The organism is Actinophytocola sp. (assembly GCF_035762905.1).
Classification (GTDB): domain Bacteria; phylum Actinomycetota; class Actinomycetes; order Mycobacteriales; family Pseudonocardiaceae; genus DASYTH01.
In genome coordinates this window covers 1-21888 of record NZ_DASUCC010000137.1, presented here as the reverse complement: position 1 = coordinate 21888, position 21888 = coordinate 1, and the positions used below count along the sequence as shown (strand labels likewise).

Below are 21888 nucleotides of genomic sequence, written 5' to 3'. Positions count from 1 at the left end.
GTCCCTCCCCGATGCCACGCCACCTACTCGATGTCGGTGACATACGCTGTGTATGTCTTATACTCCGCGCGTGTCCCAGGTCAAGAGCCGGCGTGCGCAGTACTCCGAGGCGACCAGGGCCGCGCTGCTGAGCGCGGCCACCCGACGGTTCGCCGACCGCGGGTTCGCCGGCACCGCGCTCGAGGACGTGGCCGCCGACATCCGGGCCACCCGCGGCGCGGTCTACCACCACTTCGCCAACAAGACCGCGCTGTTCGAGGCCGTCTTCGAACAGCTGGAGAGCGACGCCGTTACCCGCGCCGCGACCGCCGCCCGGGCCGCCCCCGACCCCTGGGCGGCCGCCATGGCCGCGCTGAGCACGTTCCTCGACGACTGCTGCGATCCGGTCTACGGCCGGGTGGTCTGGCAGGAGGCGCCGCTCGCCCTCGGCTGGCACCGCTGGCGCGAGGCCGAGGAGAAGTTCGCCTACGGCCTGGTCGAGCAGCTGCTCGGCGCGCTCATGGACACCGGCGTGATCGAACGCCAGCCGCTGGAGACCACCACCCGGATCACCTTCGCCCTGCTCATGGCCGCCGGCCTCGCCCTCGCCGAGGCCCCGGAGGAGGACAAGGACCGGCTGAAGGCCGAGTACGGCCAGGTCATCGCCCGCCTGGTCTACGGGCTGCGGGTGGCTACGCCAGACGCCTGACCACCGCGTCGGCCAGCAGCCGGCCGCGGAACGTGAGGACGCAGCGGCCGTGCGCGCCGTGCACACCGGCCAGCGCGTCGGGATCAAGCAGACCCTCGGCCGCCGCGGCGCGGGCCTGCGACCGGCCCGCGCCGTCCAGCGCGTCCACCGGCAGGCCGTCGGACAGCCGCAGCTCCAGCATGATCCGTTCGACCTGGCGGTCGGCGGCCGAGAGCACCTCCCGGGCGGCGGCCGGCGACCGTCCTTCGGCGAGCAGCTCGGCGTAGCGGGCCGGGTGTTTGACGTTCCACCAGCGCACGCCGCCGACGTGGCTGTGCGCGCCCGGCCCCGCGCCCCACCAGTCGCACCCGAGCCAGTACCCGAGGTTGTGCCGGCACCATGCCTGCGGGCCGGTGGCCCAGTTGGACACCTCGTACCAGTGCAGACCGGCCGCCGACAGCGCCGAGTCCACCTGCTCGTACCGATCGGCGAGCACGTCGTCGTCCGGGGCCGGCAGCTCGCCCCGGTCGATCCGGCGGGCCAGCGCCGTGCCGGCCTCCACGATCAGCGCGTACGCCGACACGTGGTCGACGCCGGCGGCGAGCACCGCGTTCAGCGAGGCGGCCAGGTCGGACCGGGTCTCCCCCGGGGTGCCGTAGATCAGGTCCAGGTTGACGTGCTCGAACCCGGCGGCCCGGGCCTCGCCGGCCGCCGCGCCAGCCCGGCCGGGCGTGTGCGTGCGGTCCAGCACCCGCAACACGTGCGGCGCGGCCGACTGCATCCCGAGCGAGACCCGGGTGTAGCCGGCGGCCCGGATCCCGGCGAAGAACTCCGGCGAGGTCGACTCCGGGTTGGCTTCGGTGGTGACCTCGGCGTCCGGCGCCAGGCCGACCGCGGACCGCACCGCGTCCAGCACGGCCGCCAGACCGTCGGCGCCGAGCAGCGACGGCGTGCCGCCGCCGACGAACACCGTGCCGGCGGCCGGCGGCGTGCCGAGCACCCGCGCGGCCAGGTCCAGCTCGGCGCGCAGGCCGTCCAGCCAGGACGCGGGCGAGGCGGCGGTGCCCAGTTCGCCGGCGGTGTAGGTGTTGAAGTCGCAGTAGCCGCACCGGGTGGCGCAGAACGGCACGTGCACATACACCCCGAACGGGCGACGGCCGAGCGCGGCCAGCGCCGGCGGCGGCAGTGCGCCGTCGGCGGGAGCCGGTTCACCCGGGGGGAGCACGGATGGCACGAAACCAGTCAACCGCATCCCACGATGCGGATGCCGGTGGACCACGGCCTGGGCGAATGGCAGTCTCGGATGCGTGTTCGACGCGACCGAAGTCCACCTCGTGGCCCGCCGCCACGTGGACTTCCGGCGCGTCTCCAGCGCGATGTGCCGGCGGGCAGGGTAGTCCGCCGCCGTTTTGTGCCGTATTCCAGCCGGCGACGGGGTGCGCCGGCCAGGCACGTCCGCGACCGCGCGCGCACCGTTCGCCCTGACCTCCGGAGGACCGTACGGTGGTCACTCCCACTCGGGCGCACGCTCGCCGCGGTGAGGGCCAGTGGGCGCTCGGCTACCGGGAGCCGCTCAACCCCAACGAACGCAGCAAGAAGGACGACAACCCACTCAACGTCCGGGCCCGGATCGAGAACATCTACGCGCACACCGGCTTTCACGGCATCGACCCGGCGGACCTGCGCGGCCGGTTCCGCTGGTTCGGCCTCTACACCCAGCGCAAACCGGGGATCGACGGCGGGCGCACCGCGACGCTCGAACCGGAGGAACTCGACGACGAGTTCTTCATGCTGCGGGTGCGCATCGACGGCGGGGCCCTGACCACCGCCCAGCTCACCCTGCTCGGCGAGCTGTCCCAGACCTACGCCAGGGACACCGCGGACATCACCGACCGGCAGAACATCCAGTACCACTGGATCCGGATCGAGGACATGCCGGCGATCTGGCGCCGCCTCGAGGACGCCGGGCTGACCACGATGGAGGCCTGCGGGGACACGCCGCGGGTGATCCTGGGCTCGCCGGTGGCCGGCATCGCCGCCGACGAGGTGATCGACGGCAGCGCGGCCATCGCGGAGATCCGCCGCCGCTACGTCGGCGACCCGGCGTTCGCCAACCTGCCGCGCAAGTTCAAGTCGGCGGTGTCCGGGCTCCCGGACGTGGCGCACGAGGTGCATGACATCGCCTTCGTCGGGGTGACGCACCCCGACCACGGCCCGGGCTTCGACCTGTGGGTGGGCGGCGGGCTGTCCACCAACCCGATGATCGCGCAGCGACTCGGCGCCTGGGTGCCCGAGGCCGAGGTGGCGCAGGTGTGGGCCGGCGTGGTCAGCATCTTCCGCGACTACGGCTACCGCCGGCTGCGGCACCGGGCCCGGCTCAAGTTCCTGGTGAAGGACTGGGGTCCGGAGAAGTTCCGGGACGTGCTGGAGAACGAGTACCTCAAGCGAAAGCTGATCGACGGGCCGGCCCCGGCGGTTCCGGCCCAGCCGCGCGACCACATCGGCGTGCACCGCCAGCAGGACGGCAACTTCTACGTGGGCGCGGCCCCGGTCGCCGGCCGGGTGTCCGGTTCGACCCTGGTGGCGGTGGCCAAGGCGGCCGAACGGGCCGGTTCGGGCCGGGTCCGGCTGACCCCGCAGCAGAAGCTGGTCGTGCTGGACGTGCCCGAGGCCGAGGTGCCCGGGCTGCGCCGGGACCTGGCCAAGATCGGTCTGCAGACCGAGCCGTCGCCGTGGCGGCGCGGCGTGATGGCCTGCACCGGCATCGAGTTCTGCAAGCTGGCCATCGTCGAGACCAAGGCGCGGGCCGCCGAGCTGGTCGCCGACCTCGAGGCCCGACTGGCCGACATCACGGCCGGGATCAGCACCCCGATCAGCGTGCACATCAACGGCTGCCCGAACTCCTGCGCCCGGATCCAGACCGCGGACATCGGCCTGAAGGGCCAGATCGTCACCGACGCGGACGGAAACCAGGTGGAGGGCTTCCAGGTGCACCTTGGCGGCGGGCTCGGCCTGGACGCCGGGTTCGGCCGAAAGCTGCGCGGCCACAAGGTGACCGGCGCCGAGCTGTCCGGCTACGTGGAGCGGGTGGTGCGCAACTACGTGGCCAACCGGCTGCCGGAGGAACGGTTCGCCCAGTGGGTGGCGCGGGCCGAGGAGGGGGACCTGCGGTGACGACAGAACGCGCGACGCCGTTCCACTGCCCGTACTGCGGCGAGGAGGACCTGCGCCCGGAGGAGGAGCCGCACGGCGCCTGGCTGTGCACCGCCTGCCGGCGGGTGTTCACGGTGAAGTTCGTGGGCCTCAAGGTGATCCAGGACGTGCGGTCATGAGTGCTCTGAAGGAACTCGCCGAGACCGCGCGGGCCGAACTGGCCGAGGCGACCGCGACCGAGGCGTTGGCCTGGACCGCGGAGACGTTCGGCGACTCGTGGATCGTGGCGTCCAACATGCAGGACGCCGTGCTGATCGACCTCGCCGTCGGGGTGAAGCCGGACGTGGACGTGCTGTTCCTGGAGACCGGCTACCACTTCGCCGAGACCATCGGCACCCGGGACGCGATCGAGGTGGTCTACCCGCGGCTGCACGTCATCGACGCCGCCGCCGAGCAGTCGGTCGCCGAGCAGGAGGCCGAGTTCGGCCTGCTCAACCGCACCGACCCGAGCCGCTGCTGCCACCTGCGCAAGGTGGTTCCGCTGCAGCGGACGCTGGCCAACTACGAGGCCTGGGTGACCGGGCTGCGCCGGGCCGACGGACCGACCAGGGCGGACACGCCGATCGTGCAATGGGACGAACGCAACGGCCTGGTCAAGGTGAACCCGATCGCGGCGTGGACTGACGAAGAGTTCAGGGCCTACGTCGTCGAGCGTGGGATCCTGGAGAACCCGCTGGTGGCCGCCGGCTACCCGTCCATCGGGTGTGCCCCGTGCACCGCGAAACCGTTGCCCGGCGCGGATCTGCGCAGCGGCCGGTGGGCCGGCCTGACCAAGACCGAATGCGGGTTGCACGGATGACCAGGACAGCGATGGACAGCCTGGACCGGCTCGAGTCGGAGGCGGTGCACATCTTCCGTGAGGTGGCCGGGGAGTTCGACCGGCCGGTGATCCTGTTCTCCGGCGGCAAGGATTCCACGGTGTTGTTGCATCTTGCGGTGAAGGCGTTCTGGCCGGCGCCGGTGCCTTTTCCGTTGTTGCATGTGGACACCGGGCACAATTTCGACGAGGTGCTCGATTTCCGGGACCGGACGGTGGAGCGTTACGGGCTGCGCCTTGAGGTGGCCCGGGTGCAGGAGTGGATCGACGACGGCCGGCTGGCCGAGCGCGGTGACGGCACCCGCAACCCGCTGCAGACCGTGCCGCTGTTGGACACGATCGCCGGGCACCGGTTCGACGCGGTGTTCGGCGGTGGCCGGCGGGACGAGGAGCGGGCCCGGGCCAAGGAGCGGATCTTCAGCCTGCGCAACGCCTTCGGGCAGTGGGAGCCGCGCCGGCAGCGGCCCGAGTTGTGGAATCTCTACAACGGGCGGCACCGCCCCGGTGAGCATGTGCGGGTGTTCCCGCTGTCGAACTGGACCGAGCTGGACGTGTGGCGCTACATCGCCCGGGAGAAGGTGGAGCTGCCGTCGATCTATTTCGCGCACCGGCGTTCGGTGTACCGGCGGGACGGGATGCTGCTCACCGCCGGCCCGTGGGGTGGGCCGCGGCCGGGCGAGGCGGTGCGGGAGTTGACCGTGCGCTACCGGACGGTGGGCGACGGCTCGTGCACCGGCGCGGTGGAGTCCGACGCGGCCGGGATCGACGACGTGATCGCCGAGGTGGCCGCGTCCCGGCTCACCGAGCGGGGTGCCACCCGGGCCGACGACCGGCTGTCCGAAGCCGCGATGGAGGACCGCAAGCGCGAGGGGTACTTCTGATGTCCGACCTGCTGCGCCTGGCCACTGCCGGAAGCGTCGACGACGGGAAGTCGACGCTGGTGGGCCGGCTGCTGTACGACACCAAGTCGGTGCTGGCCGACCAGCTCGACGCGGTGCACCGAGCCAGTGTCGACAAGGGACTGTCCACACCGGACTTGTCGCTGTTGGTGGACGGGCTGCGCTCGGAGCGCGAGCAGGGCATCACGATCGACGTGGCGTACCGGTACTTCGCCACCCCGCGCCGGTCGTTCGTGCTGGCCGACACCCCGGGCCACGTGCAGTACACCCGCAACACGGTCACCGGCGCGTCCACCGCGCAGTTGGCCGTGCTGCTGGTGGACGCCCGCAAGGGCCTGGTGGAGCAGACCCGCCGGCACGCCGCGGTGCTGGCCCTGCTCGGCGTGCCGCGGCTGGTGCTCGCGGTCAACAAGATCGACCTGGTCGGCTACGACGAGACCGCCTTCACCACGATCGCCACCGAGTTCAGCGACCACGCCGCGGCGCTCGGTTACGCCGTCAGTTCGGTCCTGGCCATTCCGGTCTCGGCGCTGGTGGGCGACAACGTGGTGGAGTCGAGTCCGCGCACCCCCTGGTACACCGGCCCGACGCTGCTGGAGCACCTAGAGACGGTGCCGGTGGAGCCGGACCCGCACGACGCGCCGTTCCGGTTCCCGGTGCAGTACGTCATCCGCCCGCGCACGGCCGAGCACCCGGACTACCGCGGCTACGCCGGGCAGGTGGCCGCCGGCACGATCGCACCCGGTGACGAGGTCGTGGTGCTGCCGTCCGGGCTGCGCAGCACGGTGCTGCGGGTGGACACGCCGGACGGCCCGCTCGCCGAGGCCGCCGCGGGTCGCTCGGTCACCCTGATCCTGGCCGACGAGTTGGACGTCGCCCGCGGCGACCTGATCGTCTCGGCCGCCGCACCGCCCCGGGTGACCGACGAGTTGGACGCCACCCTGGCCTGGCTCGCCGACAAACCGTTGCGGCACAACGCCCGCGTGCTGGTCAAGCACGGTGCACGGACGGTCCCGGCGATCGCCACCACCCTGGTCTCCCGGTTCGACGAACAGCGACTGTCCACTGTGGCCAACCCGGAGAACCTGCTGCTCAACGAGATCGGCCGGGTGCTGCTCCGGATGGCGGAGCCGCTGCCGGTCGACGACTACGCCACCAGCCGGCGCAACGGCGCGTTCCTGGTGATCGATCCGACCGACGGCACCACGCTGGCCGCCGGAATGGTCGGCTCCCCGCAACCGCTCACCTGACCTGAAAGGCCCACCGTGTCGAGAACACGCCTGCTGACCGCCGCCCTCGCCGTCACGTTGCTGGCCGCCGGCGCGTGCTCCCGCGCCGACCGGGGCACCGACTCGGCATCCGCACCGGCACAGGACAAGGGCCCGGCCGCGGAGCTGCGCCTGGGCTACTTCCCCAACGTCACCCACGCGGCCGCACTGATCGGGCTGGAGAAGGGCCTGTTCGGCAAGGAGCTGGGCAACACCAAGCTCACCCCGACGAAGTTCAACGCCGGCCCGGAGGAGGTCGCCGCGCTGCTCGGCGGGTCGCTGGACGCCGGCTTCATCGGCTCCGGCCCGGCGATCAACGCCTACGCCAAGTCCAACGGTGCGGCGGTACGGCTGATCTCCGGCGCCACCTCGGGCGGCGCGCAGCTGGTGGTGCGCAGCGACATCACCAAGCCGGAGGACCTGGCCGGAAAGACCGTGGTGACGCCGCAGCTGGGCAACACCCAGGACGTGTCGCTGAAGAAGTGGCTGGGGGACAAGGGCCTGACCGAAAAGGTCCAGGTCACCAACCTGGAGAACGCCCAGACGCTGGACGCGTTCAAGAAGGGCGACGTGCAGGCGGCCTGGCTGCCGGAGCCGTGGTCGTCTCGGCTGGTGCTCGAAGCCGGCGCCACGGTGCTGGTGGACGAGAAGGAGCTGTGGCCGGGCGGCAAGTTCCCGACCACGGTCCTGATCGTGCGCACGGCCTACCTCAAGGACCACCCGCAGACCGTGCAGGCGTTGCTGCGCGGGCTGGTCGCCTCGATCGACTTCGCCGGTGCCAGCAAGACCGAGGCGCAGGCCGCGGTGAACAAGCAGCTCAAGGAGCTGACCGGCAAGGAGCTCAGCGGGCCGGTCACCGAGCGGGCCTGGGCGAACATCGAGCTGACCCTGGACCCGGCCGCCGGGCAGTTCCCGCAGCTGGCCAAGGACGCGGTCACCGCGGGTGTGGCCAAGGAAGCGGCCAGCGTCGCCGGGTTCGCCGACCTGTCCGCGCTCAACACCGTGCTCAAGCAGCTCGGCAAGTCCGAAGTGGACCCGTCCGGCCTGGACAAGAAGTAGAAGGGCAGCCCGATCATGACCGCAGCGCTTCAGGTTCCCACCACCCGGGTCAGCTCCGACCACGCCGTCCGGCTGACCGGGGTGGGCAAGACCTTCGGCGCCGGGCGGCGCGCGGTGACCGCGCTCGAGGAAGTCGACCTGCGGGTCGCGCCGGGCGAGTTCGTCTGCCTGGTCGGCGCCTCCGGTTGCGGCAAGACCACGCTGCTGAACCTGGTGGCCGGCCTGGACGCGACCAGCGCCGGCGAGATCGAGCTGAACACCTCCCGGCCCGCGGTGATGTTCCAGGAGGCCGCGCTGATGCCGTGGCTGACCGCGGCCCGCAACGTGGAGCTGGCGCTGCGGCTGGCCGGGGTGGACCGGGCCACCCGCCGGGACCGCACGGCCGCGCTGCTGTCCCTGGTCCGGTTGGACGGGGTCGGCGACAAGCGCCCGCACGAGCTGTCCGGCGGGATGCGCCAGCGGGTCGCCCTGGCCCGTGCGCTGGCCTCGGCATTGCACCAGGCCGACGCCGACGCCACCCCGCTGCTGCTGATGGACGAGCCGTTCTCCGCACTCGACGCGATCACCCGCGACGTGCTGCAGTCCGAGCTGCTGCGGATCTGGAAGGCCACCGGCACCGCGGTGCTGTTCGTCACCCACGACGTGCGCGAGGCCGTCCGGCTCGGCCAGCGGCTCGTGCTGCTGTCCTCCCGGCCCGGCCGGGTCGTCGACGAGTGGTCGGTCGACGGCCTGTCCGCGGCCGAGGAGCTGGCCACGGTCGAGGCGGTCAACACCCGGCTGCGCGAGGTGATCAGCAGTCATGGCAAGACCTGACCGCACCCTGGCCGCCGCCCCGACCGGTGACCAGGCCGACAACCAGGCCGACAACGACGCGGCGGTCGCCGGCCTCGACGCGCTGGACGCCCCGGCCACCGCGACCACCCGAACCGGCCGGGGCCGGCTGTTCGGCTTCCTGCGCCGAGCCGCACCCCCGGTGCTGGCCATCGTCGCGATCGTCGGGATCTGGCAGGCACTGTGGGCCGCGGCCATCTGGCCCGAGTTCCAGCTGCCGGCGCCGAGGGACGTGTGGGCCCAGATCGCCGAGCGGATCCCGACCGGCGAGATCACCGGCTTCCTGTGGATCTCGGTACACCGCGCGGTGATCGGCTTTCTGATCGCGCTGGCCGTCGCCGTGCCACTCGGCCTGCTAATCGCCAACATCGGCGTGCTCCGCCGCGGCATCGGACCACTGATCACCGGCCTGCAGAGCCTGCCCTCGGTCGCCTGGGTGCCCGCGGCGATCCTCTGGTTCGGCCTCACCGACCCGGCCATCTACTTCGTGGTGCTGCTCGGCGCCGTGCCCTCGATCGCCAACGGCCTGGTCTCCGGCATCGACCAGATCCCACCGATCCTGCCCAGAGTCGGCAAAGTCCTCGGCGCCGGACGCATCGCCGGCATCCGGCACATCATGCTGCCCGCCGCCCTACCCGGCTTCCTCGGCGGCCTCAAACAAGGCTGGGCCTTCTCCTGGCGCTCACTCATGGCCGCCGAACTCATCGCCACCTCACCCCAACTCGGCACCGGCCTCGGCCAGTTCCTGCACAACGGCCACTCCCTCAACGACATGTCCATGGTCATGGCCGCCATCGCCCTGATCTTCTTCGTCGGCGTCGGCATCGAACTACTCGTCTTCCGCCCCCTGGAACGCACCGTCCTGCACGCCCGCGGACTGGCAGCAGCCCTGTGAGCGGGAGCGCGGCCGCGGTGCCGGCTGGACCGAGCAGCAGCGCAGCCGCGAGGAACGAGCGGCGAGCAGCGCACGAGGAAAGCCGGCACCAGCAGCGGCCGAGCGGGAGCGAACCATCAAACACCGTGCCGCCGCTGGTCGCCGTTGCGCACGGCAGCCGGGATCCACGGTCGGCCGCCACCGTGGCCGCGCTGTTGGACGTGGTGCGGGTGCGCCGGCCCGGTCTCGAGGTGCGGGCGGCGTTCCTGGACCTGTCCGCGCCGCGCCTCGGCGACGTGCTCGGCGCGCTGCACGGCCAGGGCCACCGGGCGGCGGTGGTGGTGCCGCTGCTGCTGGGCTCCGCGTTCCACGCCCGGGTCGACGTGCCGGCGCTGGTCGACGAGGCGCTGCACCGGTTCCCCCGGCTGTCCGTGGCGGTGGCCGGCGTGCTCGGGCCGGATCCCCGGCTGGAGTCGGCGGCGGTGGACCGCCTGCTGGCCGCCGGCGTGCGGCCGGACGACCACGATCTCGGGGTGGTCCTGGCCGCTGCCGGTTCCTCGCACGCCCCGGCCAACGCAGCGGTGGCCACCGTGGCTCGACGCTTGGCGGCCCGGTACGGCTGGGCCGGCGCGCTGGCCGCGTTCGCCGGCGGCGCCGGACCCGACGTGCCCACGGCGATCGCCCGGCTGCGCGCCCGGGGCGCCCGCCGGATCGCGGTGGCCTCCTGGTTCGTCGCCCCCGGGCTGCTGCCGGACCGGGTCACCGCCAAGGCCCGCGGGGCCGACCCGACGGCCGCCGTGGCCGCACCACTCGGACCCGCGCCGGCCCTTGCCGAGGTCGTCCTGGACCGCTACACCGCCGCTCGAAATCCGATGGACGTCCGGCTGTATGCGTGAGTTTTATACCCCAGGGGGGTATAGTCGGGTGCATGAGCGGACCTTGGCGCGTCGCCGTCAACGCGACGCTGCACTGCCTGACCGGATGTGCCATCGGCGAGGTGCTCGGCATGGTGATCGGGACCTCGCTCGGCTGGTCCACCTGGCCAACGGTGATCCTCGCCGTCGCGCTGGCCTTCCTGTTCGGCTACTCGCTGACCATCCGCCCGGTGCTGCGGGCCGGGGTGGGGTTCCGGGCGGCGGTGGGCGTCACGCTGGCCGCGGACACCGTGTCGATCACCGTGATGGAGATCGTGGACAACGCGATCATGGTGGGCATCCCGGGCGCGATGGAGGCCGGCATCGCGGACTGGGTGTTCTGGGCCAGCCTCGCGGTGGCCTTCGCGGTCGCCTTCGTGGTGACCGTGCCGGTGAACAAGTGGCTGATCGACCGTGGCAAAGGCCACGCGGTCGTGCACCGGTACCACCACCAGGAGGTTCACTAGAGTGCGGGCATGGCCGATGAGCTGGTGCACTACGCGGTGTCCGCCGGGGTGGCGACGATCACGCTGGACTCGCCGCACAACCGCAACGCCCTGTCCGCCCAGCTGCGCCGCGAGCTGCGCGACCACCTGACCGCCGCCGAGCACGACGACGCGGCGCGCGTGGTGGTGCTCGACCACACCGGTCCGGTGTTCTGCGCCGGCATGGATCTCAAGGAGGCCGGCGGGGCGGCCAGGTCGGACCAGGGCGTCAACGAGTTCCCGGCCATCCTCCAGCAGATCTGGAACTCCCCCAAGCCGGTGCTGGCCAGGCTCGCCGGACCCGCCCGGGCCGGCGGCGTCGGTCTGGTCGCCGCGGCCGACATCGCGGTGGCCGCCGAGGACGCCACCTTCGCCTTCACCGAGGTCCGGATCGGCGTGGTGCCGGCCGTCATCTCGGTGACCGTGCTGCCCCGTCTGCTCCCCCGCGCCGCCCACGAGCTGTTCCTCACCGGCGAGAAGTTCGACGCGCACCGCGCCGTCCGGATCGGCCTGCTCAACTCCGCCGTTCCGGCCGCCGCGCTGGCCGCCGAGGTCAAGCGCTACACCGACATGCTCACCCTTGGCGGCCCGAACGCGCTCGCCGCCACCAAGCAGATGCTGCGCCGCGAGCGCCCGGCCACCCTCGCCGAGGACTTCGCCGCCATGACCGAGCTCTCCGCCGGCTTCTTCGCCAGCCCAGAAGGCCAGGAGGGCATCCTCGCCTTCGCCCAGAAGCGCACCCCGAACTGGGTGCCCTGAGCTACAGCGGGCGCTCGTTCTCGGGGGACGGGCCGAACCGGGCGGAGGCGTAGTCCACGATCCGGTCGATCAGCCAGGCGAGGCCGACGCACATCGGCGTCACGACGGTCATGACCAGGGCGAACTGGAAGGCGAACGGCAGGCCGATCACCCACAGCTCGACGCCGTTCCACCAGTCACCCACGGATTCGAGGGTAGACCTCGCTCACTGTTGGGCCGCGGGTGGCGGTCCGGCTCGATAGGTTGATGGTCATGTTCGCCGTGTATGCCGCCGAGCCCAGTCCGGACGACCCGATCGCCGCGCTGCGGGTGGGCGAGCGACCCGAGCCGGAGGCGGCGGACGGCTGGGTGACCGTCCGGGTCCGGGCGGCCAGCCTGAACATGCACGACCTGTGGACGCTGCGCGGGGTCGGCATCAAACCGGACCGGTTCCCGATGATCCTGGGCTGCGACGGGGCCGGGGTGCTCGAGGACGGCACCGAGGTGGTGCTGCACTCGGTGATCGGCGATCCGAAGTGGACCGGCGAGGAGACCCTCGACCCGCGCCGCACCCTGCTCACCGAGAAGTACCCGGGCACGTTCGCCGATCTCGTCGCGGTGCCGGCCCGCAACGTGCTGCCCAAGCCCGCAGGCCTGTCGTTCGCCGAGGCGGCGTGCATGGGCACCGCGTGGCTGACCGCCTACCGGATGCTGTTCGTCAAGTCCGGCCTGCGCCCCGGCCAGACCATGCTGGTCCAAGGCGCCTCCGGTGGAGTGTCCACGGCGCTGATCGCACTCGGCCGGGCGGCCGGGATGCGCGTCTGGGTCACCGGCCGCACCGAGGACAAGCGGGCCTTGGCCACCGAACTGGGCGCCCACGACACCTTCGAGTCCGGCGCCCGGCTCCCCGAACGCGTCGACGCCGTCTTCGAGACCGTCGGCAAAGCCACCTGGCCACACTCCATGCGCGCGGTCCGGCCGGGCGGCGCGATCATCGTGTCCGGTGCGACCAGCGGCCCCGACCCCAGCGCCGACCTCCAGCGCCTCTTCTTCCTCCAGCTCCGCGTCATCGGCTCCACCATGGGCACCCGCGACGAACTGGCCGACCTCCTCACCTTCTGCCAAGCCGCCGGCATCCGCCCCCAAATCGGCCAGCAGCTCCCCATGACCGACGCCCCCACCGGCTTCACCGCCATGCTCGCAGGCGAAACCGCAGGAAAGATCGTCTTCACCCACTGACCCGAACCCGCCGCGCGGCTGCGCCGCGCAGCGCGGGGGAGCCGGGGTTCACTTACCTCACGGCTTTCACCGCTGCCCCGCGCGGCTGCGCCGCGCGGGGCAGCGGTGAAAGCCCGGGCAGATGCGCTCGAGTTACCGAGACCGGACGAACCTCACCAGGCCGACCACAGCCTGCCGGCTGGCCGACAAGGTGGCTTGGTCGCTCTTGCTGTCCCTGATGGCCGCCAGGTCACGCCGGACCTCGACACAGTTGCCCGACGTGCCTGATCGGGTGGACCTACGCCACATGGTGATCACAACTCCTCCGCCGTTTGTTGCAGCATATGCCGGCTTGCAGATGCGGACAGAGCCACCCGATCAAGGGCATCCAGCGCCGATAGGTAGGCGCGGGCGTCGTCGTCGTGCAAGTAGACGCCGCCATTCATGACCTCGACGTTCACCACCGGCGACGCGTGCGGGAACTCCAACAGCAGCCAGGAGTGGAGCATCACGGCGTGCGGCAATCGCTCCGGTACAACACGAACCTGAATGCCCCTGATGTGCGCTTCGGCCAGGCGTTGAACCTGCTCCTTCAGTGCTTGGGCGCCGCCGAAAGGAATGCGCAGCGCTGCCTGGCAGATGTAGGCCGTGTAGTCGACTGTTCCCAGGATCTGTTGCCTGCGCAGGCGGGCCATCCATCGACGTTCGAGGTCACCGGGCTCGACCCCGCCGGAAAGCAGCAGCCCCCACCGCGTAGTGGTACGTCTGCAACAGGCCGGGCACCAACGTCACCGACCAGTCGGTCAGTCGCCGAGCGTCCGCCTCATAACTCGCCAGCGCGCCCATCTCCGCTGGGACGCCGGGCAGCGGCTTGTCCCACCAGCCTGACGTGTTGCCGCCGACCTTGGCCGAGTCCACCAGCTCATCCCGCTGCGCCACCGGCACGCCGTAGATGGTGCAGAGGGTGGCCACGTCTTCCGGCGAGACGTGACGCTTGCCCGTCTCGATCCGGGACAGCGTGGACGGCGACCACTGCGCCAAATCGGCCGCCCGCTCAAGCGACAGCTCGGTCTGCTCCTTGCGGACCGCTCGCAACCGGGCGCCGAGGATGCGATCCCGTGCGTGCGGTCCCTTGCGTTGTCCACTCATACGGAGCCCCGGCTTCTGTCCGCTCATGCAAGCGTCAGCGGTCTGTCAGAAAGGACCCTACCGTTCTGGCAGCAGTGGAGAGAGCAGGGCGTATATGACCGACGAACTAACCAGGCTGCTCGAATGGCTGGGCCGCCAAGGCTTCGTGATCAGCAGTTTTCAGGGTGACCGAAATGGTCCCGACGTGCTGGCCGCCATCTACGACTGGGGTGAGACGGCCGACGTGCTGATCATGCACAGCAAGACCGAGGCGCGTGCCTACCGAGCATTGACCGGCCCGGAGGTTGATCTGCTCGCACCCGGGTACGTGGTGTGGACCTACTTCAGCAACGCCGTGTGGACCCTGCGCGCAGTTCTCACGCTGCCGGCACCCAACCACCCGGAGGCTCCGGTGATCGTGCAGGTCGCGCCGCCGGGAATCGGCCTGCCGATGGAAGACCGGCGGCCGGTTCGGCTGCGGATGAGGCAGCAGTACAGCTTGCGGGGCGATCGATAGACCGCGGCTGCGCGGGCAGCGCGGCGCAGCCGCGCTGCCCGCGGCGCTGTCCGCATTGTCGCGGCACAGCGGTGATCCGACCCACCGCTAATCATCCACTGTGGACTCCAGCATGGCCACGAGTCGTTTCGGGGCGACCGTGCGGTAGGCGTCTTCGACGAGTTCGGCGATCTCGGTCCAGTCGACCGGGACGTCCAGGTAGACGCCGAGCCAGCCGCGGTGACCGACGTAGGGTGGGCGGAAGTACCGGTTCGGGTGCGCGGCGACCAGGGCCTCCTGGACGCCGGGCGGCGCCGCGCACCAGAAGCCGAGGCGGTCGTCGTGGTGGTGGTTGGCCAGGGTCACGAACGTCTTGCGGTCGCGGACGAACCAGGTGGGCTCGCCGTGGCTGGGGCGTTCGGTGGTCTCCGGCAATGCCAGGCACAGGCGGCGGAGTGTGTCGACGGGATCCATGCGCTCAGTTTCCAGTCTCGCCGCGCCAGCGGGCGTAGCGGCCGGCCCGGTCGACGGCGCGGATGCGGCGTTCGGCGGTGGTGCGCACGGCTTCGGTGGTGACCACCAGCATCTCGTCGCCCTCGCGCAGCCGGGTGGTCGGTTCCGGGGTGAACGCCGTGCCGTCCCTGGCGATCAGGCTGACCAACGCACCGGGCGGCAGTCGCAGCTCACTGAGGTAGACGCCGTGCAGCTTGGAGCCGGGGGGAATGCGCACCTGGAGCAGCTCGGCGCCCAGCTCGTCCAGCGGCGCGGAGTCGACCTGCAGCTCGACCGACTCCACGCCCCGGCTCAGGCCCAGCCAGCGGGCCAGCAGCGGCAGGGTGCCGCCCTGCACCAGGGTCAACACGATCACCAGCACGAACACCGCGTCGACCAGCTCCCGGGCTCCCGGCACCCCCTCGGTGAGCGGGATCATGGCCAGCACGATCGGCACCGCGCCGCGCAATCCGGCCCAGGACAGGAAGATCTGTTCTCGCAGCGGCATCCGGAACGGCGCGGCGGAGGCCAGCACGGACAGCGGGCGGGCGAGCAGGGTGACCACCGCGGCCGCCACCACGCCCGGCACGATCGTGTCCAGCAACCTGGTCGGCGAGGAGAACAGCCCGAGCAGCACGAACAGGCCGATCTGGGCCAGCCAGCCGAGCCCCTCGGCGAACGAAAGCGTGTCGGCCCGGTGCGGCAGCCGCGCGTTGCCAAGCACCAGCCCGGCGATGTAGGTGGCCAGCAGGCCGGAGGCGTGCGCGAGTTGGCCGGTGGAGAACGCCCCGACGCAGACCGCCACGGTGGCCAGCGGGTACAGGCCGGTGGCCGGCAGCGCGGCCCGGCGCAGCGCCCACGCACCGCCCCAGCCGAACAGCAGACCGATCAGCGCGCCGGCGGCCAGCTCGTAGATCACCATGAACGGCAGCGTCCAGTCGACCATGGCGGTGGAGGCCAGCAGCACCACCGCGATGTAGCCGGGTGCGTCGTTGAAACCGGACTCCAGCTCGAGCGCCCCGACCAGGCGCCGGCTCACCCCCACCCGGCGCAGCACGCTGAACACCGCGGCCGCGTCGGTCGGGGCCAGCACCGAGCCCCAGAGCAGCGCCAGCCGCCAGTCCAGGTCCAGCAGGTAGTGCAACACGGCGCCGGTGATCCCCACGCTGACCACGACGCCCACAGTGGACAGTGCGATTCCGATCCCCAGCGCGGGCCGGACCTCGGTCCATCGAGTGGTCAACCCGCCCTCGGTCAGGATCAGCACGAGCGCGGCCAGCCCGAGGGCCTGGGTCAGCTGGGCGTTGTCGAACTTGATGCCCAGACCGGATTCGCCGATGGCGACCCCGATGCCGAGATAGAGCAGCAGCGACGGCAGTCCGACCCGGACCGACACCCGCACAGCCAGCACCGCAACCAGGAGCACCGCTGCCCCGATACCGAGCACCATCGTCAGCTCGGCCACTCCACCTCCCGGGATCCGCCGTCGTTGGCGGACATTCTCCCAGTCCGGTGTCGGATGTCCGAACTAGCCGGGAACCGCGAGCAACTCGGTCAGCAACCGCGCGGTCCGGTCCGGTTCGGCGGCCAGCTCGACCAGCTTGTCCCGGGACCGTTCGCCCCGCACGATCGCCACCTGCGCCCGGCGCACCCCGAACGCGTCGGCCAGCGCGCGCCGGACCGCCTCGTTGGCCCGGCCGTCCACGGCCGGAGCGGACACCGCGACGATCAGCGCCGGGCCGGACGGCGCCGCCCAGCGGCCGCCGACGGCGGTGCGCGCGGCTCCCGGCCGCACCCGCACGGCGAACCGGAAGCCGGTCATCACGCCGCGCCGGGCGGCACCGTCATGGTTCGCAGGGCGTCCTCGACGTGCGCCCGGCGCGCCGCGGGCGTCTGCGGCAGCACGTCCGGCACGGCCCGGGTGAGCTGCGCCTGGCCGAGGTAGATGGAGTGCGCGAGCACGGCCCGCCGCTTGGCCTGCGCCTCGGTGTAGCCGAGCTGGGAGAACAGCATGGCCAGGTAGCTCAGCCGGCGCTCGTTGACCCGGCGCACCGCCGCGGCCACCAGCGGGTCGTCGGACGAGGCCAGCAGGGCCATCTCGACCTGGGCTTCCTTCTTGTTGTCCAGGACGGTGTTGAACAACCGGCGCAGCCGGTCGGCGGGCGCGGACCGATCCGCCTCGATGGTCTCGATGACGGCCTCGGTGTGCAGCCGCTCCCAGCGCTCCAGCGTGGCCCGGACCAGCGCCTCGCGGTTGTCGAAGTGCCAGTAGGCGCTGCCCTTGGTGGTGCCCAGCCGAGTGGCCAGCGGCTCGATCGCGACCGCGGCGATGCCGCCCTCGGCCAGCGCGCTCATCGCCGCCGCTGTCCAGTCGTCCTTGGTCAGGCGTTTCACCCCGGCCTTTGCCGTCATGCTTCCATACGCTACCGTACGGGTAGGACCATACGGTGCCGTATGGAACTGCTTGGCACAGGAGTGCGCAGATGATCTACAACGTGCACGAACGGGTGTATCCGATCCCGGCCTCGTGGCTGGGCGAACTGCTGGACCGGATTGCCGGCCCGGACAGTCCACTGTGGCCGGTCCGGCGTTGGCCGGCGATGATTTTGGACGGCCCACTGGACGTAGGGGCGAACGGCCGGCACGGTCCGGTGCGCTACCGGTGCACCGCCTACCAGCCAGGACGGCGGGTGGAGTTCACCTTCACCTGGCGGCTGATCAAGGGCACGCACACCTTCCACATTCGGGACGGTGTGCGGCCCGACACCTGTCTGCTGCGGCACGTGGTGCTCGGTCGGCCACGCGGCCTTGGGCGGGTGCTCTGGCCGGTGGCGCTCCGTTCGTTGCACAACGCGCTGTTGGCGGACCTCATGGACCACGCCGCCGAGTCGGTCGGGCATCCGCCGGCCGAGAGGGCCCGGTGGTCGCCCTGGGTGCGGGTGCTGCGCGGGGTGCTCCCGCGCGCCAGGCACTCAGTCCGTGAGGTCCGCCAACAGCACCCGGCGGTGGCGCCCGGCGACGCGACGCGTTGACCGGCTGACCACCGGGTCGGTCGGGTCGAGCACACGGGGGTGGATCAGTCTCCCGGCGTGCCCGGCCCGCACCACCCGGGCCCCGTCGGCGGCCAGCACGTTACGCACCCAGTCCGCCCGCTCGCCGTAGAACAGCACCACCTCGAGCCTGTTCCCGGACCGCTTGGCCAGCACCGGCGTCCGATACTCCCGACCGGACTTCCGTCCCGTGTGGACGACCATCGCCCAGGGCGGCAGGTACGGGGCCCACAGGCCCTGCACCCGGTTGGTCACCCGCTTGTTGAACCGTGCCAACCCACGCGACCACACCATGAGGCCATTATCGACTGCGCCGCACCGCCACGCCGATCTGCAGCCCGTCGCCCACCGTGCCGGCGAAGCCGGTGGCCGGACCGTACTCGACCGAGTCCGCGAGGGTCTCCGACCGCAGCAACGCCTCGTGCGCCCGGGCCGCGGCGACCACCTCGGCCGCAGCGTCGATGGTCAGCTCGATCCGGTCGGAGACCTCCAGGTCCGCCGCCCGCCGGGCCTGCTGCACCGCCCGGATCAGGTCCCGGGCCAGGCCCTCGGCGGCCAACTCCGGGGTGACCTGGGTGTCCAGCACCACCAGACCCGAACCGGCCGGCAGCTCGGTGGTCGCACCCCGGTCGGTCGCGACCAGGCGCCGCTCGTACTCACCGGGCAGCAGCTCGATGCCCGCGGCGCTCACCGTTCCGTCCTCGCCGGTGGTCCACTCGCCCGCCTTGACCGCTCTGATCACCTTCTGCACGTCACCGCCCAGCCGCGGGCCGGCCGCCCTGGCGTTCACCACGAGCTCGAAATGGCCGTGCTCGGCCACCTCCGTGGTCAGCTCGACCGCCTTGGCGTTCACCTCGTCGGCGATCAGCGGCACGAACGGCTCAAGCACCGGGGCGTCCCCGGCGGCCACCACCAGCTTCGCCAGCGGCAGCCGCACCCGCAGCTTCGCCGACTTGCGCAGTGACAGCGCGGCCGAACACACCTGGCGGACCCGGTCCATGCCCGAGACCAGCGGGTCATCGGCCGGCAGCGCGCCGGCGTCCGGCCAGTCGGCCAGGTGCACCGACCGCTCGCCGGTCAGCCCGCGCCACACCGCCTCGGTGGTCAGCGGCAGCAGCGGCGCGGCCACCCGGCACACCACCTCCAGCACGGTGTGCAGGGTGTCGATCGCGTCGGCGTCGCCGTCCCAGAACCGGTCCCGGGACCGCCGCACGTACCAGTTGGTGAGCACCTCGAGGAACTCCCGCACGGTCGCGCACGCCCCGGACACGTCGTAGCCGTCCAGCGCCGCGGTCACCGAGCGCACCAGGTCGTGCGTCTTGGCCAGCACGTAGCGGTCCAGCACGTGCGGCGAGTCGGTGCGCCAGCGCCCGGACACCCCCTCGGCGTTCGCGTACAGCGCCAGGAAGTACCAGCTGTTCCACAACGGCAGCACGGCCTGGCGGACCGCGTCCCGGATCCCGCGCTCGGTCACCACCAGGTCGCCGCCGCGCAGGATCGGTGAGGCCATCAGGAACCAGCGCATGGCGTCCGAGCCGTCCCGGTCGAACACCTCGTTGACGTCCGGGTAGTTCTTCCGCGACTTGGACATCTTCTGCCCGTCGTCGCCGAGCACGATGCCGTGCGCAAGGCAGTTGCGGAACGCCGGGCGGTCGAACAGCGCCGTGGCCAGCACGTGCAGCGTGTAGAACCAGCCGCGGGTCTGCCCGTTGTACTCGACGATGAAGTCGCCCGGGTAATGGTGCTCGAACCAGTCGGCGTTCTCGAACGGGTAGTGCACCTGGGCGAACGGCATCGACCCGGACTCGAACCAGCAGTCCAGCACGTCCGGCACCCGGCGCATGGTCGAGGCGCCGGTCGGGTCGTCCGGGTTGGGCCGGGTCAGCTCGTCGACGTGCGGCCGGTGCAGGTCGGTCGGGCGCACCCCGAAGTCGCGCTCCAACTCGTCCAGCGAGCCGTACACGTCGGTCCGCGGGTACTCCGGGTTGTCCGAGACCCACACCGGGATCGGCGAGCCCCAGAACCGGTTGCGGGAGATCGACCAGTCCCTGGCGTTCTCCAGCCACTTGCCGAACTGGCCGTCCCTGATGTGCTCCGGAACCCAGTTGATCTGCTTGTTCAGCTCGACCATCCGGTCCTTGAACTCGGTCACCGCGACGAACCAGGACGACACCGCGCGCTGGATCAGCGGTTCGTTGCAGCGCCAGCAGTGCGGGTAGGCGTGGTCGTAGGTCTCGTGCCGCAGCAGCACACCGCGCGCCTTGAGGTCGGCGATGATCTGCCCGTTGGCGTCGAACACGTGCATGCCCTCGTACGGCGGCACCTCGGGCCCGAACCGGCCCTGCGGGTCGACCGGGGTGACCGGGGTGATCCCGGCCGCGTCGGTGACCAGCTTGTCGTCCTCGCCGTAGGCCGGCGCGATGTGCACGATGCCGGTGCCGTCCTCGGTGGTCACGTAGTCCGCGGCGAGCACCCGGTGCGCGTTGCTGGCGCCGGCGAAGAAGTCGAACGGCGGCGTGTAGCGCCGGCCGAGCAGGTCGCTGCCCCGGTACCGGGCCACCACCGGGGGGTCCTCGCCCAGCTCGCGGGCGTAGGCGGCGACCCGGGCCTCGGCCAGCAGGTAGCGCTCGCCGTCATGCTCCACCGCCACGTAGTCGACGGCCGGGTGCACGGCCATGGCCAGGTTGCTCGGCAGCGTCCACGGCGTGGTCGTCCACACCAGCGCCAGCTCCCCGGACTCCAGCCGCAGCCCGACGGTGACCGCCGGGTCCTGCCGGTCCAGGTAGACGTCGTCCATCTTGGTCTCGGTGTTGGACAGCGGCGTCTCGCAGCGCCAGCAGTACCACAGCACCTTGAAGCCCTCGTAGAGCAAACCCTTGTCCCACAAGGATTTGAACGCCCACATGACGCTTTCCATGTAGTCCAGGTCGAGCGTCTTGTAGTCGTTGTCGAAGTCCACCCAACGCGCCTGCCTAGTCACGTAGTCGCGCCAGGCGTCGGTGTAGCGCAGCACGGAGGTCCGGCAGTACTCGTTGAACTGGGCGATCCCCATGTCCTCGATCTCGGCCTTGGTCTTGATGCCGAGTTGGTGCTCCGCCTCGACCTCGGCCGGCAGCCCGTGGGTGTCCCAGCCGAACCGCCGCTCCACATGCCGGCCGCGCATGGTCTGGTACCGCGGCACCAGGTCCTTCACGTAGCCGGTGAGCAGGTGCCCGTAGTGCGGCAGCCCGTTGGCGAACGGCGGGCCGTCGTAGAAGACGAACTCGTTCTCACCGTTCTCGCCGGTCGGCCGCTGCTCGACGCTCGCCTCGAACGTGCCGTCCGCCTTCCAGTAGGCCAGCACGGCCTCCTCGATCGCCGGGAAGGCGGGGTTGGAGGGCACCTGGCTGGCATCGGTGTGGGAGACCTTGGGGTAGGTCATGGTCGGCATCTCCTGCGGGTCGGTCCTCGGGCTGCTGGCCACGAGGACGACTCCCCCGGGTCGGGGCGGGTGCCGCGGTACCACCTCGCTTGCCTGCTCCGCTGGCCGAGGAGGTCGCGGTGCCGACCGTCTCGAAGCCCGCGGAGCAAACCGCTTCGTTCACGGCTGTGACGGGCCTACCCGTCCGGGTCTAGTGAGGACCTGCCCGAGGACGGGTCCCGTTCTTCCGGAGGCTCGCCGCTGATGACGGCTCGAGCGCCTGTGGCCCCAATGTACGGCGCCCGGCGCGGCCCGCGCCAATCACTTCGCCGGCGGGGT

27 protein-coding genes are annotated in these 21888 nt (G+C 71.5%); 16 read left to right on the top strand and 11 right to left on the bottom strand.

All coding sequences use genetic code 11. The features are described from left to right. Positions 1–70 precede the first annotated feature (70 nt). Positions 71–688 (top strand): TetR/AcrR family transcriptional regulator, encoded by a 618-nt coding sequence (locus tag VFV67_RS29445; RefSeq protein WP_326473937.1) that lies wholly within the window; start codon positions 71–73, stop codon positions 686–688. Here the strand turns inward: VFV67_RS29445 and hemW are convergent. Next, entirely contained in the window at positions 672–1901 is a 1230-nt protein-coding gene (gene hemW, locus VFV67_RS29440) for a radical SAM family heme chaperone HemW (RefSeq protein WP_326473936.1), read from the bottom strand. The two genes, VFV67_RS29445 and hemW, sit on opposite strands and share 17 nt — an antisense overlap. 73 nt (positions 1902–1974) lie before the next feature. Between hemW and VFV67_RS36920 the strand changes: the two genes are divergently transcribed. The 12 genes from VFV67_RS36920 (at position 1975) to VFV67_RS29385 (ending at position 11786) form a co-directional block, all read left to right on the top strand. Then, positions 1975–2064, top strand: a complete 90-nt coding sequence (locus VFV67_RS36920; protein ID WP_414636371.1) for a putative leader peptide — start codon at positions 1975–1977, stop codon at positions 2062–2064. Between the two features lie 106 nt (positions 2065–2170). Next, positions 2171–3841, top strand: a complete 1671-nt coding sequence (locus VFV67_RS29435; RefSeq protein ID WP_326473935.1) for a nitrite/sulfite reductase — start codon at positions 2171–2173, stop codon at positions 3839–3841. After that, the gene (locus VFV67_RS29430) at positions 3838–3999 is read left to right on the top strand and encodes an Insertion element protein (protein WP_326473934.1); all 162 of its coding nucleotides are present in this window, start codon (positions 3838–3840) and stop codon (positions 3997–3999) included. The genes VFV67_RS29435 and VFV67_RS29430 overlap by 4 nt, the downstream gene beginning before the upstream one ends. Continuing rightward, complete coding sequence (locus VFV67_RS29425) at positions 3996–4679, top strand: phosphoadenylyl-sulfate reductase (RefSeq protein WP_326473933.1); 684 nt, start codon at positions 3996–3998, stop codon at positions 4677–4679. The genes VFV67_RS29430 and VFV67_RS29425 overlap by 4 nt, the downstream gene beginning before the upstream one ends. Continuing rightward, positions 4676–5578, top strand: coding sequence for a sulfate adenylyltransferase subunit CysD (gene cysD / locus VFV67_RS29420; RefSeq protein ID WP_326473932.1), 903 nt, complete (start codon positions 4676–4678; stop codon positions 5576–5578). The genes VFV67_RS29425 and cysD overlap by 4 nt, the downstream gene beginning before the upstream one ends. Continuing rightward, entirely contained in the window at positions 5578–6846 is a 1269-nt protein-coding gene (locus VFV67_RS29415) for a sulfate adenylyltransferase subunit 1 (protein WP_326473931.1), read from the top strand. Before cysD ends, VFV67_RS29415 begins: the two co-directional genes overlap by 1 nt. A 15-nt stretch (positions 6847–6861) precedes the next feature. Continuing rightward, positions 6862–7923, top strand: coding sequence for an ABC transporter substrate-binding protein (locus VFV67_RS29410; RefSeq protein ID WP_326473930.1), 1062 nt, complete (start codon positions 6862–6864; stop codon positions 7921–7923). A 15-nt stretch (positions 7924–7938) separates the two neighbouring features. Further along, the gene (locus VFV67_RS29405; protein WP_326473929.1) at positions 7939–8736 is read left to right on the top strand and encodes an ABC transporter ATP-binding protein; all 798 of its coding nucleotides are present in this window, start codon (positions 7939–7941) and stop codon (positions 8734–8736) included. Continuing rightward, positions 8723–9649, top strand: coding sequence for an ABC transporter permease (locus tag VFV67_RS29400; protein WP_326473928.1), 927 nt, complete (start codon positions 8723–8725; stop codon positions 9647–9649). Before VFV67_RS29405 ends, VFV67_RS29400 begins: the two co-directional genes overlap by 14 nt. Before the next feature lie 125 nt (positions 9650–9774). Next, positions 9775–10524, top strand: a complete 750-nt coding sequence (locus VFV67_RS29395; protein ID WP_326473927.1) for a sirohydrochlorin chelatase — start codon at positions 9775–9777, stop codon at positions 10522–10524. A gap of 32 nt (positions 10525–10556) precedes the next feature. Next, a complete protein-coding gene (locus VFV67_RS29390) occupies positions 10557–11009 on the top strand; it encodes a DUF4396 domain-containing protein (protein ID WP_326473926.1) in 453 nt (150 codons plus the stop codon). A 9-nt stretch (positions 11010–11018) separates the two neighbouring features. Beyond that, entirely contained in the window at positions 11019–11786 is a 768-nt protein-coding gene (locus VFV67_RS29385; protein ID WP_326473925.1) for an enoyl-CoA hydratase family protein, read from the top strand. Between the two features lies 1 nt (position 11787). On the opposite strand, the gene VFV67_RS29380 is transcribed toward VFV67_RS29385, so the two are convergent. Beyond that, on the bottom strand, positions 11788–11970 hold the full coding sequence (locus VFV67_RS29380; RefSeq protein ID WP_326473924.1) for a hypothetical protein: 183 nt from the start codon (positions 11968–11970) through the stop codon (positions 11788–11790). Between the two features lie 68 nt (positions 11971–12038). Here VFV67_RS29380 and VFV67_RS29375 point away from each other — a divergent pair, with 68 nt between their 5' ends. Then, on the top strand, positions 12039–13004 hold the full coding sequence (locus VFV67_RS29375) for a zinc-binding dehydrogenase (RefSeq protein ID WP_326473923.1): 966 nt from the start codon (positions 12039–12041) through the stop codon (positions 13002–13004). Between the two features lie 132 nt (positions 13005–13136). Here VFV67_RS29375 and VFV67_RS29370 read toward each other — a convergent pair whose 3' ends face one another. Genes VFV67_RS29370 through VFV67_RS29360 form a run of 3 tightly spaced genes read right to left on the bottom strand, consistent with a single transcriptional unit; the run spans position 13137 to position 14132 of the window. Then, positions 13137–13292, bottom strand: a complete 156-nt coding sequence (locus VFV67_RS29370; RefSeq protein WP_326473922.1) for a DUF397 domain-containing protein — start codon at positions 13290–13292, stop codon at positions 13137–13139. 5 nt (positions 13293–13297) lie between these two features. After that, on the bottom strand, positions 13298–13678 hold the full coding sequence (locus tag VFV67_RS29365) for a Scr1 family TA system antitoxin-like transcriptional regulator (protein ID WP_326473921.1): 381 nt from the start codon (positions 13676–13678) through the stop codon (positions 13298–13300). 16 nt (positions 13679–13694) lie between these two features. Then, positions 13695–14132 carry a helix-turn-helix domain-containing protein gene (locus VFV67_RS29360; RefSeq protein WP_326473920.1) on the bottom strand — a complete coding sequence of 146 codons (438 nt, stop codon included), beginning with the start codon at positions 14130–14132 and terminating at the stop codon, positions 13695–13697. Between the two features lie 94 nt (positions 14133–14226). Between VFV67_RS29360 and VFV67_RS29355 the strand changes: the two genes are divergently transcribed. Next, positions 14227–14628, top strand: a complete 402-nt coding sequence (locus VFV67_RS29355) for a hypothetical protein (RefSeq protein WP_326473919.1) — start codon at positions 14227–14229, stop codon at positions 14626–14628. Between the two features lie 87 nt (positions 14629–14715). Here the strand turns inward: VFV67_RS29355 and VFV67_RS29350 are convergent, their stop codons facing one another. The 4 genes from VFV67_RS29350 to VFV67_RS29335 form a co-directional block, all read right to left on the bottom strand. Then, positions 14716–15081, bottom strand: coding sequence for an MmcQ/YjbR family DNA-binding protein (locus VFV67_RS29350; protein ID WP_326473918.1), 366 nt, complete (start codon positions 15079–15081; stop codon positions 14716–14718). Between the two features lie 4 nt (positions 15082–15085). Further along, positions 15086–16549 carry a potassium/proton antiporter gene (locus tag VFV67_RS29345; protein ID WP_414636372.1) on the bottom strand — a complete coding sequence of 488 codons (1464 nt, stop codon included), beginning with the start codon at positions 16547–16549 and terminating at the stop codon, positions 15086–15088. 78 nt (positions 16550–16627) lie between these two features. Beyond that, positions 16628–16921: a DUF167 domain-containing protein gene (locus tag VFV67_RS29340; protein ID WP_326473916.1), complete on the bottom strand. Its 294-nt coding sequence runs from the start codon at positions 16919–16921 to the stop codon at positions 16628–16630. Beyond that, on the bottom strand, positions 16921–17511 hold the full coding sequence (locus VFV67_RS29335) for a TetR/AcrR family transcriptional regulator (protein WP_326473915.1): 591 nt from the start codon (positions 17509–17511) through the stop codon (positions 16921–16923). The genes VFV67_RS29340 and VFV67_RS29335 overlap by 1 nt, the downstream gene beginning before the upstream one ends. Positions 17512–17582: 71 nt before the next feature. On the opposite strand from VFV67_RS29335, the gene VFV67_RS29330 reads away from it, so the two are divergent. Further along, on the top strand, positions 17583–18131 hold the full coding sequence (locus VFV67_RS29330; RefSeq protein ID WP_326473914.1) for an SRPBCC family protein: 549 nt from the start codon (positions 17583–17585) through the stop codon (positions 18129–18131). Here VFV67_RS29330 and VFV67_RS29325 read toward each other — a convergent pair. Both VFV67_RS29325 and ileS read right to left on the bottom strand, forming a co-directional pair. Continuing rightward, positions 18072–18443: a nitroreductase family deazaflavin-dependent oxidoreductase gene (locus VFV67_RS29325; protein WP_326473913.1), complete on the bottom strand. Its 372-nt coding sequence runs from the start codon at positions 18441–18443 to the stop codon at positions 18072–18074. The genes VFV67_RS29330 and VFV67_RS29325 overlap by 60 nt on opposite strands. A gap of 7 nt (positions 18444–18450) precedes the next feature. After that, a complete protein-coding gene (gene ileS / locus VFV67_RS29320; RefSeq protein ID WP_326473949.1) occupies positions 18451–21570 on the bottom strand; it encodes an isoleucine--tRNA ligase in 3120 nt (1039 codons plus the stop codon). Between the last annotated feature and the right edge of the window lie 318 nt (positions 21571–21888).